The organism is Breznakia pachnodae, assembly GCF_030814225.1.
Lineage (GTDB): Bacteria > Bacillota_I > Bacilli_A > Erysipelotrichales > Erysipelotrichaceae > Breznakia > Breznakia pachnodae.
In genome coordinates this window covers 115,509-129,617 of record NZ_JAUSUR010000005.1, presented here as the reverse complement: position 1 = coordinate 129,617, position 14,109 = coordinate 115,509, and the positions used below count along the sequence as shown (strand labels likewise).

Below are 14,109 nucleotides of genomic sequence, written 5' to 3'. Positions count from 1 at the left end.
GAAACTATCTGTATTAGTTATTCGTATGACTATTAGAAAGTTGATTATAAAAAAGTGATGAAGAAAAAGATGAAGAGGATAAATATTATACTATGTTTTCTTGTATTGATAGTCATGAGTGGGTGTAGTGCTATTTTTGATGTTGAAATCAAAACAACTGAGAAAGAAACTGAAATAAGTGATGTAGAAGATAGAGGAAACACCTGTGAACTTATTGGTAAAGAAAAAATAGAGATAATAAAGCTAGAAAAAGAAACGTTAGAGTTATCTGAAGAAATAGAGCCTGATGTTATATATACGTTTTATTTTAATTATCAGATTGAAAAGACTGTAGAAACAAAACTGAATGCAAATAATGAATTGTATACTTATGAACATGGTATATATAGTGAAGTAGATGTTGAAGTTTACGATGGGCAGGGAACACGAATACAAACGATATCATACGAAGTTAATATCTATGCTGATGAAGCGATTTTCAGAACTGCTGTTATCGATGACATACAAATAGTAGATTTTAATTTTGATGGTTATCCAGATATTCTGAGTAAAAAAGAAATAGGTGGTAATAAAGGTAACTTTTCTTGTATTGGATGGATTTACCAACCAGAAACGGGATTGTTTATAGAAGCAAATATTTCAGATATAGTTAATATGTCCATCGATAATGAACATGGAATTCTTCGTAGTGAGAATAATTCAGGAGGAATCTATTCCTTTTATATTTACAAATTTCAAAATGATAAGTTTGAGTTGACAAATCAGTTGGTATTAACACATCTGAGAGATAAAGAGGTGGATATAGAAACGCTTGATTATAATTATATTGAACTTGCACAAGAAGTAATAAAAGTAGAAGTTACAGAAAATAGCAATGGAACAATGCAAGATGTATTTCCATTAAAAAGTGATACACCAGAAGGTAGGCAACAAATAATAGATTACTTATATAGTGAACATTCATTATGGGTAAATGATAAGGGGTATATTGGACCCTTTAAAGCAAGTGAATAATTTATAATCCCAGAAAGATCAGAAATGATCTTTTTCTTTTCTAATGGTTTTGTATAAATTGTATATTTCATAAGTTAATATACTTATATTTTCGATATACCTTGACAGGCGAGGTATATCGATGTATATTATAGTGGACAAAGATAAGAGAAAGGAGGAATCTGTAATGTCAATGACATCAGATATGCTTCGTGGAAATACAGAAACAATTATATTAGCTCATTTATTAGAGAAAGATAGTTATGGATATCAGATTAATAAAGATATTTTAACGAAAACGAATAATCTTTATGAGTTAAAGGAAGCAACATTGTATTCTGCATTTAGAAGACTGGAACAAGAAGGAAAAATAAAATCTTATTGGGGTAATGAGGATAGTAGTGCAAGACGTCGTTACTATGCAATTACTGAGATAGGGAAGTTAGCATATGAAAAACAAAAAGAAGAGTGGAAATTAACAAAGTCGATTATCGATAAGTTAATTAAATAAGGAGGACAGAGGTATGAATGAAGAGTTAAGAAAGTATTTAAATGAACTATTTAAAGATGCACCAAAGACACGTGCAACTTATGAATTAAAAGAAGAATTGATTGCGAACTCAAATGATCGTTATTTTGATTTGGTAGAAAGTGGAGTGCCAGAAGATGAAGCTTTACATATTGTAATAGAATCAATTGGTGATATTGATCAGTTGTTTGATAGTGTAGAACCAAAAGAAAAACCAAAAGTAAATGAACAGGATTTAAAAAGGAAAGCTTTATTTAAAACGGTTGCAATTGGATTGTATATCTTTGGTTTTATTCTATTGCTGGCGATTGAAGAATTCACCAGAACGGATTCATTGGGGTTTATCGTTTTTCTAATAATGGCGGCAATTGCCACTTGTATATTAGTATATGATGCAACTGCTTATCCTAATTATAAGAAGCAGGATGATACAGTAGTGGAAGATTTTAAAGAATGGAATCACAACAAAAGGAAGAATAGTGAGATCAGAAGTTCTGTACATACTATTATATGGATGAGTACATTAGTAATTTACTTCGTTGTTAGTTTTCTAACAATGGCTTGGTATATTACGTGGGTGATATTCCTAATTGGTGTTTGTGCCAGAGCAATTGCAGATCTTATGCTTCAAACAAGCAGAAATGACTATTAGGAGGATACGATGAGAAATACAAGAAGAGTTTTAATTGGTATCCTTTGTGGAATCATCCTAGTTCTATCAGGTTTGTTAGTTTATGTAATAGGATTTCGAGGTGACTTTGGCTTTGTAGATGGAAACTTTAAAGCAGAGTTAATCAATACCCAAAGTGCTTCAATTGAAGGAGTTACCAATATTTCAATTGATGCATATAGTAGTGAAGTAATCTTCATCCAAGGAAAGGGAGAAGAAATAGAAATTAAGGAATATGCATCGAATGCGAAAAAGGATACATTTGTTGAAGTCGATAAAAATGGTGAAGAACTACATATTGAAGTAGATGAATCGGCATTTAGATCATTTATGGTATTTGGAAGCAATCAACGTTATTTTGAAGTATATTTACCAGAGTCATACAAAGGTGAATTGAATATTGATAGCGACAGTGGTGATGTTACGTCAAGAATGAATTTGGAATTATCAAACTTTAAAGTTGATACATCTAGTGGTTATATTGATGTGAAGAGTGTAAAGTCAAGTAATATTACTTTTTCAACAAGCAGTGGTGATGTAGATGCCAAAACATTAGAAGGAAAAATTGATATCAATACTACAAGTGGATATGTTGATGTGGAAACTAGTATTGGTGATATGAATGTGAATACAAGTTCTGGAGATGTTGACTTGATAAGTACTGAAGGTAATTTAGACATTAATACCTCAAGTGGTTATGTATCGATTGATTCTGGAAAAGGTGATAAACGAATTAAAACGAATTCAGGAGATGTAGATGTTAATAATAGTGAAGGTAATTTGGATATTAATACCTCAAGTGGGTATGTGGAAGCCATTGATATTGTTGGAACAGCTACTATTACAACTTCTTCAGGCGATATTGATGTAGATTTTGTAGAAGTTACTGGAGATGTAAGCCTAAAGGCTACAAGTGGATATATTGTATGCAGATGTCCGGAAAACACAGCATTTACTTTTAAAGCTGATACCAACAGTGGAGATATTGAAACTAACTTTGATGATGGATTAAGTTATTCAAAAGGTGGAGATAGTGCTGAAGGTAGTGTTGGTGAAGATGCTAAAATTAAGATTACACTAGAAACAACAAGTGGAGATATAGATTTATCTAGAAATTAAATAGATGTAAGAAGAAGTAATGAATGTTACTTCTTTTCTTATGCTATACTAGTTATATTAAAGATAACGGAGAGAATAAGATGGATTTATTTAAGAAAAAAGGTTCTAAACATATATCAAAAATAATCATATTGCTGATAGTATTTGTTTTCCTTGTTTTTATCATAGGTGCTCTTACAATCAGACAGTCAGTTGATGATGCTAAGTATACAATGAAAAAAGAACTACTACCTGTTTCTACTGTTTCTGTAGATTATGCAAATCTTAGTGATAAGGTTAAGGATGGAATTGATAAAATAGATCCTTTGGATGAAGAATTCATTCATAAAATTGCTGATTTAGAATTTGTCGACTATTATGACTATCATACTACCTATTCCTTTTCAACGAAAGAGTTGAAATCATACTATGGAGAAGAGATGGATGAGGGTTTTTTTGAACTGACTGGTGTTGAGTATCCAAATATTATGGATGTAGAAGAAGGTATAATGACGTTGGTTGATGGAAGAACCTTTAGTGAAGTTGAAATAACTAATGGAGATAATGTAGTTGTAGTCGCGCAAGAATTTGCGCAATTGAATAAGTTATCAGTTGGGTCAACTTTTAAATTCTCTGAAGTAATCTATGAACCAGATGTGGATGAAGAGGGGAAGATAGTTGGAGTTAGTGATGATGCACCTACAATTGCAGTAATTGAGCGCGAACTAAAAGTGACAGGGATTGTGAAACAGATGAATCCAGATCAAACTACCAATAAAGAATGGCAGACTGGAATGAAAGAAAATGTTATCTATTGTTCCAATAAATTGATTACAAATATTGAAGATACTTATACAGGAGTAATGGCAAATTATGGAGAACTTCCAGGAAGTCAGGATATTTATATTGAGCCGATCTTTGTATTGAAAGATAATTCCATGTTAAATGAATTTAAAGAGGAAGTGAATGAACTGATTCCTGAATATTATATGATATCGGATACATCAAATGCTTTAAATGAAATCACAACATCTATCGATCAACTAAATAGTAATTTGAACATAGGATTATATATTGCTATTGGCTTTAGCCTTATTATGCTTTGCTTGTTAATGATTTTTATTCTCAAAAGAAAACGACAAGATATCGTTAAAAATAATAAAATAAGCAGTAGTGCTTTATTTAAAGTTACAATGAAAGTAATTGCAATCATTATAGCTGTTGCTACATTAGCAATACCAGTTGGAACTACTTTAGGTAATAAGGTGTTAAATGATACTGTTACTACACAGCAAATACCAAAAGAAAATGATTATGAATCGTCTTATGGCTATAGTATTCAAGAATATGTGCCTAACTATACAACTAAAGAACTTACAAATTTATTTGATGATTCATTCGAAATTTCAGCAGTCCTTATATTTTATGGGATTACTGTTATTTTGTGTCTGATATCCACAATGATTTCAGGGATTTTTATATTTTCTTTAAAGAAGTGAAATAATATTCAGTTATAGTATAAAAAACTGCTATATCAAAATGCGATAATATACGTTAAAATAATAGAGAGAAACAATATATTTCTCTCTATTTTATATTGTGGGAAGGAGCAATAATGAAGAAATATACAATTGAAACATATAATGATCATATAATTTATAGGAATAATAATGGTGCAACAATCGCAATTGCACGAGATAGTGAAGTGGATATAATTGAAGATGATGGATATGCGTTTAAAGACTTAGATGGGAATGGTATATTAGATCCTTATGAGGATTGGCGTTTAGATTATGAAACACGGATTGATAATTTAATTGAAAAAATGAAAATAAAAGATATTGCTGGACTGATGCTGTATAGTTCACATATGAGTGTGACGGTTGAGAATACAGGAATGGGTGCATTCTTTGCTGGCACCTATGGGGGGAAATGTTACGATGACAGTGATGTGGATATCTGGGAACTGACAGACCAACAGAAAGAATTTATTGTGAAAGATTATGGACGACATATTTTACTTACACAAGTGGATTATGCTGAAATAAGTGCGATGTGGTCAAATGGAATACAATCATTTTGTGAACGACAACGCTTAGGTATCCCAGCGAATATAAGTAGTGATCCAAGACATACTGCAAGTGCTAATACCGAGTATGATGCAGGAGCAGGAGGCGATATCTCGATATGGCCACAGCCACTGGGATTAGCTGCTACGTTTGATAGCGAACTAGTTAGAACGTTTGGTAAGATCGCATCAAAAGAATATCGAGCAATTGGAGTTACAACTGCACTATCACCACAGATAGATTTAGCTACAGAACCAAGATGGTCACGATTTAGTGGGACCTTTGGTGAAAATACGAAACTTGCAACAGCAATGGCTGAAGCATATTGTGATGGATTTCAAACCACTGGAACAGGTGGTTGGGGAAGTGATTCTGTAAATGCAATGGTGAAGCATTGGCCAGGAGGTGGAAGTGGTGAAGCTGGAAGAGATGCTCACTTTGGCTATGGTAAGTTTGCAGTCTATCCTGGTAATAACTTTGATGAACACTTAAAACCATTTATCGATGGAGCGTTTAAACTTACAAATGGCACAAACTACGCGAGTGCAGTTATGCCATATTATACAATTTCTTATAATCAAGATAAAAAGAATCATGATAATATCGCAAATGCATTTAGTGAATATATCATTGATGACTTATTAAGAAAAAAATATGCATATGATGGTGTTGTATGTTCCGACTGGAATGTAATCTTGGACATTGATCAGATTGATTCATTCCTTACTGGTAAAAGTTTTGGCGTAGAAGATTTAAGTTTGTCTGAGCGTTATCTGAAGGCTTTATTAGTTGGTGTTGATCAATTTGGTGGAGTAAATAAAGTAGAACCTATTATGGAAGCATATAAACTGGGGAGTGAAAAATATGGTGAAACAAACATGCGCAATCTCTTTGAGGATTGTGCAAGACGTTTGCTGAGAAATATATTCAGATGTAATTTATTTGAAAATCCTTATTTAAATCCACAGGACAGTGACTTTTTAGTTGGATGCCCTGAACATATGGATGAGGGATATGTAGCACAGCAGAAATCGATTATATTACTTAAGAATAATGAATGTTTACCAATGCAGAAAAAGAAGAAGGTATATATTCCTAAACGCAGAATTCATGAAAGCATTGACTGGTTTGGAAGAGTATCACCAGCAAGAGAAGAACATCCATTAGACTTTAAGTTAGTAGAGAAATATTATGAGGTAGTGGAAGATCCATCGTTAGCTGATTTCTCCATTGTATGTATTGATTCACCAAAAACCGTAGGGTATAAAGATGGAGAATATTATCCAATATCATTACAGTACAAACCATATACAGCTAAAGGTACACGCATCGAGAGTATTGCAAGCGATAAGCGAGATAAAGTAGTAAACCGCAGTTATGAAGGAAAGACAACTGTACCTACAAATAGTGAAGATTTAGATATTATTCTTGAAACTAGAGAAGCAATGCCGGACAAACCAGTAATTGTTGTATTGAACGCAGCAAATCCTACAATTGTTAAAGAATTTGAAGATAAGATAGATGGATTACTTGTTCATTTCTCTGCCCAGACACAAGCGATTTTAGACTGTATCTGTGGTGATTTTGAACCACAGGCATTATTGCCTTTCCAAATGCCAAAAGACATGCTAACGGTGGAACAACAAGCTGAGGATGTTGCAGGAGATATGGAGTGTCATGTTGATACTGCAGGTAATGTCTATGACTTTGCATTTGGTATGAATTATACAGGTGTTATTCAAGATGAAAGAGTAAATAAGTATAAATAGTAATTGTATAACTAAGGATAATAGATATCGATATCTACTATCCTTTTTTGCTATAATGAAATCAGGCAGTATATAAGTAATAAGAATGGAGGAAATATAATGGGAACATGGGGAGCAGGAATTAAAGATAATGATACATCAATGGAAGTATATGAATACTTCTTTGAACAATATAATCAAGGTGAAGAACCAATTAAGATAAAGAATGATCTATTGGTAAAGTGCAAAAGTGATTTAGAAGATGTAGAAACAAAATACGATGTATTGTTTTCTTTGGCCTTATGTCTGTGGGAAACACAATCGTTAGATGATGAATTATTTATGGAAATAAAAGATATTCAAAAAAATGATTATGATTTAGAGGTCGCCAAAGCTATGGGTGCAGATAAAATCTTTCTTAAGCAAAGAGAAAAAGCAGTTGCAAAGTTGATTGAAAAACTGTCAGTCCCACGCACGAAAGCTAAGAAGCGAATAAAACCGCCTATACAAATTGAAGGACCTTTTAAAACTGGTGATGCTTTGTGCTTTCAATATCCAAATGATGATTATGGAATAGTTGTAGTAGCTACAAGTGAATTCTTTAAGAAGAAAGGAGATATGCGCTTTATTTACACAGACTATGTATCAAAAAAGAAACCAACAGTTGAGGATGTGCTGAATTCCCATTTTATTGGTTTTGACTGGTCTATGAATTTAATTGGACAACAGGGAGAGAAGTATGCTACATCTAATGGATGTGCAGCTACATTCTCTTCTAATCAGTATAGTTATAATAGTGCTAATAATCGTGAACGTTATTTTGATTTCTATACACGTTTCTTTGAACCTGTATTACAGTTACCAGTTTATACACAAGTATTCTTTAATACCTCATGGGGGAGTTGGATGAATACAGAAGATATGGAAAATTATCATGACTTTGAATTAAAAACCAAAGAAGTGTTAAAACATTGTTATGAGAATAATCTTGAATCCAAATATAGAGGAATATCAAAAGAAACAATTCGAGAATTTAATGAATTACTAGTTAAATAATTCTTTCAATATGTTAATGATTTAGCTTCGAGCATATACTTTGCTTATTATGTCTAGCAGAACTATAATTTCCTTATAGATGGAAAGGAGTGGTGACTATGGCTTTTGCAGTAGAATTTGATAATGTTTCTACCGTTGGCTTACAGTCTTCACCAGTCGCGTCTGCATTAGCAGGTTTACGCGCAAATGAAGCAAGATATTTGAAAAATAAATACAATCATGAGTTTGTTGTTGAAGAAGCAGATAAAGACACAAAAACTCTTGATTATGTAAATTCTATACTAAAGAAGGAAAGAGATATTGAATTCTCTTCTAGACCACTAGAAACTTCAATGTTTCAAGTTGATAATATTCAAATGGCTTATGTATTTTATGAGAATGGACTTGAAGTGAATGTAATGTATACGATAAATGATTCCAAGAAACGAGCTGTCGGTTTTAAGTTATCAGAAGGAATGGAAGTTCCAAAAGAGTTAGAGGGTAAATTTAAATTTGCAAGACAAAAATCAAAATTAGCAGGGTCGATTCGAGGGTCATTCTTTGTGATAAAAAATGAGTATTAATTAAAAATCCAGTCATAACTATTGAGTATTTAATTGCGACTGGATTTTATTTTGGATTGACATCAAATGTAGGGAACTATATGATTAAAATAATAGGAGATTTGTTCATATGCAAAATTTACGACCAGCAGATTACTTTCAAAATGCATTAGAAATAATTTATAGTTCTTATAAAGAAGATGGTTATAAATTATTGAAGTCAAATGTCATAAAAAAGAAAAATAAGGATTTTGTATATCGATTGAGTTTTTATAGCAGTCATTATAACTATGTAGATAATAACTTACATAAAGGAAGTGTTATACTTGAAGTATATTGTATTGTTGAATACAAAGGTGAGAGAATTTATTCATTTCAATTTAGTGAGCCACGAAGTGCTTCTAATCGATTTGAATTATTAACAGCTGATTTGACTTTAAATGAGGAAGTACTTAATTATATTACAGATAATATTAATAAATATTTCATTTCTATTGTGAATAAAATTGAAGGTGAAAAGGATGATATCTTTGAAAATCTTGAGTTATATCCATTAATTCAGCCAGATGATTATAGTTGGACAATTCAGTATAACGAGAAGTTTGTTGAATTATTTGGAACGAATGATACATTAAACGAATACAGAGATAATAAAAAACTATTTGATAGTATACCAGAACGTACGAAAAGAAATTCAGATTCGTATTTCTACTATATTAGTAGTAAAGGATATTTGAATGATAAAATGCTTGAGGTTGATATAGATGATATTTTGAATTACTTTTATGATAAATTGAGGACGAATGATTTATTGATTCCAGAGTACATAGAAGAACGATACAACCTAGTTCAACAGTTCGATAAAGAAGATGTAAAAAGAAGGTTTGTGGATACATATGCTTTTGTATTGTCAGTGATGGATATTTTAAAAAAAGAAAAAGTAGTCTTACAAAAAGATGAAGATAGTTTATCAAAACTGCATAATATAATGTTTAAGGGGAACTAAAGTAAAATAATTATCGGAGGGAAGAATGAAAAAGATAATTCTTAGTTTAATAAGTATTTTTGTATTGACTGCATGTCGATTGTCTGATATTGAAACGGAAAAAGAAAAAACTTCTAATGAAGATAACGAGAAGTTGGAGTTAGTTATTAAAGATGTCAATTATGAGATATACTGTGATTCACAGCATCAACATTGTGAGTGGAGTATTAACTATGGAAAAGATATCACGTATGAGGGTAAAAGTAGTGCTGGAATACCTAATATTACAAATGAAAATGGATTAATAACAATTAAGAAAGGCGCAGGGACAGGTGTGTTTTATAAAACATACTACAGTCAAAATTATAAGCCAAAAACATATTATAATCCACTAACAAACTCTAGTACCTATGTTGCAGTAATTGATTATGATGTAATTAAGAATGAAAAAGTATTGGAGATTGTCATTATAGATATATTTTCTGAAACTGAAATATCAAGATTCAGGTTGGATACGCAAGACATTGTTTTAATGGGAGATGAGTTTACTATGATTGATCATATTGAAATAGAAGATGGTGATTTAGATAGTAAGCATATTGTGATTTCGTATTATAATAAGGAAAATGTATTGATATCGGATATTGTTTATTTTTGAGTAATTAATATAGAGATTTATAAAGGAAAAGAAAATGGAAAATAATTGGATAAATGGTGGGCCGTTTCTGGAGGTCAGTTTTGTATTGGAAACTACAGATAATAGTTGTGAAACTATAATGGGGTTGATAAATAGTTTTAATTCGTTACCTATTTCTATAGAAGTTCAAAAGAATGATTTACAGACAAAACTATTAGAATTTGAAAAAGGTTACAATTATGATGACAACAGAACTATTCATAACCTAAACTTAAATGGATATATTTACATTAATAAAAAACGCAAAGTATTAATTGAAATTACTAGGATTTCAACTGCTTTAGTGCTTGTAGATTTTATTTTTTTTGGATCACAGTTTGATGTTGAAGAATGGAATCAGGTTGGAATTCAAAAAAGTGAATATATATTATTTTATCAATTGCTCGATGAATTGTTTAAAATATATAGTTTTAAAATTGGTTGTGTTGAGATAGAAGACAATGTATTAAGTCTGTTTGATGTATTTGTGGAATATCCTGATGAACAATATAATATAGATAATTTAGATTTCAATAAAGTTAAAAACAATCATAAACCACTTTACGTTAAGTTAAATGAAAATTGACATTCAAATTACTCTGAATGATGAAGTGATAGTGATACAATAACGCTAGATAAGGAAGGTATGATTATGATAGAAAGACTAGCAACCAATTTAGGCAGAAATGATGAAGAACCTAATATTGAGTTAGCAGAAGAATTAGTTAAGAATGAAGATGCAGAAGGAATAAAAGAAATTGTTGGTGGGTTAACTCAGAAGAAGGCGATTGCCAATGATAGTATTAAAGTGTTATATGAAATAGGCGAAAGAAATCCAAAGTTGATTAGAGATTATGCAGATGATTTTTTAAACCTATTGACTAGTTCCAATAATCGATTGGTATGGGGAGCTATGACTGCATTAAATACGATTGCTGAAGAAGTACCAAGTGCAATTTTCACGCAGATTGATAAAGTGATTAGTGCTTATAAAAATGGCAGTGTAATTACGATTGATAATAGTATGTCAGTGTTTGCGAAGGTATGTATGGCTGATAAACGATATGAAGTTGCAATATTTCCTATGTTAATGGAACATCTTAGAACTTGTCGTGCAAAAGAAATTCCACAACATGCAGAAAGAATTTCAATCTGTATAAATAGTGATAATAAAACTGAATTTTTAAAAGTATTAGAAGAACGTAAAGATGAATTATCTATTTCACAATTAAAAAGAGTTCAAAAGTTAATTAAAGATTTAGAGAAGTGATTACTAAGGTAGTCATTTCTTTTCTTATTGATTACCTTAATGGAAAAACTTAGGAAAACCAGTTATCATATAAACAATAGATAATTAATAGAGGAGGGATAATGTGTTAGAAACGATTAATGATTGGGATCATATGATTCTATATTTTATTCAGGAACACTTACGCTCTGGTTGGTTAACCGTAATCATGAAGTACATTACAATGCTATCAGGAGTGTTTTGGATTATAAGTGCAATCATATTGATTTGTTTCCAGCAGACACGCAAATTAGGACTGCAGTCACTCGTTTCGTTATTGATATGTGCAGTTATTGTACATTTAATTTTAAAGCCTGGAGTGGCTAGAATAAGACCATATGAGTATTTTACTGATTTACAGGCATTGATTGCTTTTCCAAGGGACTTTTCGTTTCCTTCAGGACATAGTGCAAGTGCATTTGCTGCAATTGGTGCGTATATGAATATAGATAATACTTATATAAAGATATTTCTTGTGGTATTGGCATTTCTAATAGCGTTTTCAAGGTTATATGTTGGAGTGCATTATCCAAGTGATGTGATTGTTGGTATCATTATTGGTTGCTTATGTAGTTTTGGAACTCATTTAATATTTACGAATATACTTTAAAGGAAAAGGGATGCAAGGAGGATAAGGACAGTGAAAAAGATTTCAATTATATATAATCCAGAATCAGGTTCTGGAGAATCAGAAAAGAATGCAAAAAAAGTAAAAGAACAATTAGAACAATCAGATAAGTATAAAGATATAGATATACAAATGCATGCAACAAAGGACAGCAAGGATGCTTATAAATTTGCAAAGAAATGTTCGCAGGAGAAGTATGAGTTAATTGTATCCATTGGTGGTGATGGAACAATCAATCAGATTGCTGGAGGAATTATCGATGGTGGTAATCACTCCAAATTAGCCATTATGCCACTTGGCACAGTAAATAATATGGCAAATGCATTGAAGATACCAACTAAATTTGAAGATTCAATTAAAATTGTAGAAGAAGGAAATATTCGAAATATTGATATTGCTAAAGTAAATAAAGACTATATGATTAGCAGTATGACAATTGGATTACTTGCTGATGCAGCTATTAATGTAACCTCAGAAAAGAAAAGAAAGTTTGGACCACTAGCCTATGTGATTGATTTTCTTAGAGTGCTTAAGAAATATCGAGGTTATTCACTAGTAATCAAGCATGATGAAGGTGAACTAAAAGAACGAATCATGTTTTTACTTGTGACAATGACAGATTCGGTTGGAGGAATGTCTGCATTTACACCAGATGCTAAAGTTGACGATGGCTATATGCATGTATTGACAATGTCAAAGCTTTCAATAGGTAAGTTAATTCGTTATCTGCCTAAGTTACTTCGTAGTGATTTTTCTGATATGCCTGAAATTCACTATTTTCAGACTTCAGAGATGACGATTGAAAAACAAAATAAAGATAAAAAGAAAAAAGTACAGACAAGGATTGATGGTGATCCAAGTAGTTCGGTTCCAATTAAGAGTAAAGTGTTGAAACAAGAATTAAAAGTACTTGCTCCAAAAGAGTCATAAGAAAACCCAGATTTGAAATATTCTTCAAATCTGGGCTTTTTGTTTTAATCGAACACAACTGTTTTAATGACAGAGAAATATTCTCTTATATAACTTGAAGTAAATCCTCCAAATATCTTTTGTGATGGAGAACTGTAAGCATTCATTCCAAGTTTATCAGCAATTAACTTTGCTCTAAATGAATGAAAGTTATTAGTAACAATTAAGAATTTGGCATCTTTGTCGTCAACCAGCGCATAAGATTTTTTTAGATTCTGATAAGTGGTGTAAGAATTGTCCTCAAGAATAAGCTTATCTTTTGGAACACCTAAATCAACTAAATAGTTTCTCATAACTTCTGCTTCACTATACTCATCATTCTCTGCTTTTCCACCACTGCAAATAATAGTAGCAGAAGGATGTTTCATATATTGTTCATATGCTTCATCTAAACGATAACGAAGTGCAGTACTCGGTTTATCTTCTTTAATTGCAGCACCTAATACAATAATGTAATCAGGTTTGATATCATCTTTTTTAAACCCGTTAACAATCACCAGTGATTCAATGGCTACAAAGCTAATAATAAATGCTATAACTACAAATCTGCATATGTATCGAAATGGTTTTGGTAAATCACCTAATATATTTTTTTGTTTTCTTAAACAGATAATTGCATAAGCGCTTAATAAAACTCCTCCAATAGCTAGCAGAATGGTAAAGATATTAAACCATGGAAACATGTTAACTACGCAGAGAACCCCTACAATCAGATAACATATGTATTTTACTTTTTGAAATTTATTCATATCATCTTCCTCGCAGTTTTCATTGTATCAAATCATCAACGACAAATAAAGAAATGATGGCTTACATTTACCTAACAAAACTGTAAGATAAATGTAAGCGAAGGAAATG

At 31.4% G+C, this 14,109-nt stretch carries 15 protein-coding genes; 14 read left to right on the top strand and 1 reads right to left on the bottom strand.

The window, feature by feature from the left end; all coding sequences use genetic code 11:
* The first annotated feature begins 69 nt into the window (after positions 1–69).
* The 14 genes from J2S15_RS13690 to J2S15_RS13625 all read left to right on the top strand — a co-directional run bounded on the left by J2S15_RS13690 (position 70) and on the right by J2S15_RS13625 (position 13,212).
* A complete protein-coding gene (locus J2S15_RS13690) occupies positions 70–1,014 on the top strand; it encodes an XAC2610-related protein (RefSeq protein ID WP_307409259.1) in 945 nt (314 codons plus the stop codon).
* Between the two features lie 166 nt (positions 1,015–1,180).
* The gene (locus J2S15_RS13685; RefSeq protein ID WP_307409257.1) at positions 1,181–1,504 is read left to right on the top strand and encodes a PadR family transcriptional regulator; all 324 of its coding nucleotides are present in this window, start codon (positions 1,181–1,183) and stop codon (positions 1,502–1,504) included.
* 13 nt (positions 1,505–1,517) lie between these two features.
* The gene (locus J2S15_RS13680) at positions 1,518–2,174 is read left to right on the top strand and encodes a permease prefix domain 1-containing protein (protein ID WP_307409255.1); all 657 of its coding nucleotides are present in this window, start codon (positions 1,518–1,520) and stop codon (positions 2,172–2,174) included.
* 9 nt (positions 2,175–2,183) lie between these two features.
* The gene (locus J2S15_RS13675) at positions 2,184–3,311 is read left to right on the top strand and encodes a DUF4097 family beta strand repeat-containing protein (RefSeq protein ID WP_307409253.1); all 1,128 of its coding nucleotides are present in this window, start codon (positions 2,184–2,186) and stop codon (positions 3,309–3,311) included.
* 80 nt (positions 3,312–3,391) lie between these two features.
* Positions 3,392–4,789, top strand: a complete 1,398-nt coding sequence (locus J2S15_RS13670) for a hypothetical protein (RefSeq protein ID WP_307409251.1) — start codon at positions 3,392–3,394, stop codon at positions 4,787–4,789.
* 116 nt (positions 4,790–4,905) lie between these two features.
* Positions 4,906–7,128 (top strand): glycoside hydrolase family 3 protein, encoded by a 2,223-nt coding sequence (locus tag J2S15_RS13665; protein ID WP_307409249.1) that lies wholly within the window; start codon positions 4,906–4,908, stop codon positions 7,126–7,128.
* A gap of 99 nt (positions 7,129–7,227) precedes the next feature.
* Entirely contained in the window at positions 7,228–8,163 is a 936-nt protein-coding gene (locus J2S15_RS13660; RefSeq protein ID WP_307409247.1) for a hypothetical protein, read from the top strand.
* Positions 8,164–8,261: 98 nt separating this feature from the next.
* Complete coding sequence (locus J2S15_RS13655) at positions 8,262–8,726, top strand: DUF8821 family protein (RefSeq protein ID WP_307409245.1); 465 nt, start codon at positions 8,262–8,264, stop codon at positions 8,724–8,726.
* A gap of 109 nt (positions 8,727–8,835) precedes the next feature.
* Complete coding sequence (locus J2S15_RS13650) at positions 8,836–9,711, top strand: hypothetical protein (protein ID WP_307409243.1); 876 nt, start codon at positions 8,836–8,838, stop codon at positions 9,709–9,711.
* 25 nt (positions 9,712–9,736) lie between these two features.
* On the top strand, positions 9,737–10,348 hold the full coding sequence (locus J2S15_RS13645; RefSeq protein ID WP_307409241.1) for a hypothetical protein: 612 nt from the start codon (positions 9,737–9,739) through the stop codon (positions 10,346–10,348).
* 34 nt (positions 10,349–10,382) lie between these two features.
* Positions 10,383–10,952 carry a hypothetical protein gene (locus tag J2S15_RS13640; RefSeq protein WP_307409240.1) on the top strand — a complete coding sequence of 190 codons (570 nt, stop codon included), beginning with the start codon at positions 10,383–10,385 and terminating at the stop codon, positions 10,950–10,952.
* 66 nt (positions 10,953–11,018) lie between these two features.
* Entirely contained in the window at positions 11,019–11,636 is a 618-nt protein-coding gene (locus tag J2S15_RS13635; protein WP_307409238.1) for a hypothetical protein, read from the top strand.
* Positions 11,637–11,739: 103 nt separating this feature from the next.
* A complete protein-coding gene (locus J2S15_RS13630) occupies positions 11,740–12,264 on the top strand; it encodes a phosphatase PAP2 family protein (protein ID WP_307409236.1) in 525 nt (174 codons plus the stop codon).
* Between the two features lie 30 nt (positions 12,265–12,294).
* Positions 12,295–13,212 (top strand): diacylglycerol/lipid kinase family protein, encoded by a 918-nt coding sequence (locus tag J2S15_RS13625; RefSeq protein WP_307409234.1) that lies wholly within the window; start codon positions 12,295–12,297, stop codon positions 13,210–13,212.
* A gap of 44 nt (positions 13,213–13,256) precedes the next feature.
* Here J2S15_RS13625 and J2S15_RS13620 read toward each other — a convergent pair whose 3' ends face one another.
* Complete coding sequence (locus J2S15_RS13620; RefSeq protein WP_307409232.1) at positions 13,257–14,000, bottom strand: YdcF family protein; 744 nt, start codon at positions 13,998–14,000, stop codon at positions 13,257–13,259.
* Positions 14,001–14,109: the final 109 nt, after the last annotated feature.

Bases quoted from the DNA above. Each gene is read 5' to 3' on its own strand.
- J2S15_RS13640 (WP_307409240.1), top strand. From the start codon at position 10,383: ATGGAAAATAATTGGATAAATGGTGGGCCGTTTCTGGAGGTCAGTTTT.
- J2S15_RS13665 (WP_307409249.1), top strand. From the start codon at position 4,906: ATGAAGAAATATACAATTGAAACATATAATGATCATATAATTTATAGG.
- J2S15_RS13645 (WP_307409241.1), top strand. From the start codon at position 9,737: ATGAAAAAGATAATTCTTAGTTTAATAAGTATTTTTGTATTGACTGCA.
- J2S15_RS13675 (WP_307409253.1), top strand. From the start codon at position 2,184: ATGAGAAATACAAGAAGAGTTTTAATTGGTATCCTTTGTGGAATCATC.
- J2S15_RS13690 (WP_307409259.1), top strand. From the start codon at position 70: ATGAAGAGGATAAATATTATACTATGTTTTCTTGTATTGATAGTCATG.
- J2S15_RS13670 (WP_307409251.1), top strand. From the start codon at position 3,392: ATGGATTTATTTAAGAAAAAAGGTTCTAAACATATATCAAAAATAATC.
- J2S15_RS13635 (WP_307409238.1), top strand. From the start codon at position 11,019: ATGATAGAAAGACTAGCAACCAATTTAGGCAGAAATGATGAAGAACCT.
- J2S15_RS13660 (WP_307409247.1), top strand. From the start codon at position 7,228: ATGGGAACATGGGGAGCAGGAATTAAAGATAATGATACATCAATGGAA.
- J2S15_RS13685 (WP_307409257.1), top strand. From the start codon at position 1,181: ATGTCAATGACATCAGATATGCTTCGTGGAAATACAGAAACAATTATA.
- J2S15_RS13655 (WP_307409245.1), top strand. From the start codon at position 8,262: ATGGCTTTTGCAGTAGAATTTGATAATGTTTCTACCGTTGGCTTACAG.
- J2S15_RS13620 (WP_307409232.1), bottom strand. From the start codon at position 14,000: ATGAATAAATTTCAAAAAGTAAAATACATATGTTATCTGATTGTAGGG.
- J2S15_RS13680 (WP_307409255.1), top strand. From the start codon at position 1,518: ATGAATGAAGAGTTAAGAAAGTATTTAAATGAACTATTTAAAGATGCA.
- J2S15_RS13650 (WP_307409243.1), top strand. From the start codon at position 8,836: ATGCAAAATTTACGACCAGCAGATTACTTTCAAAATGCATTAGAAATA.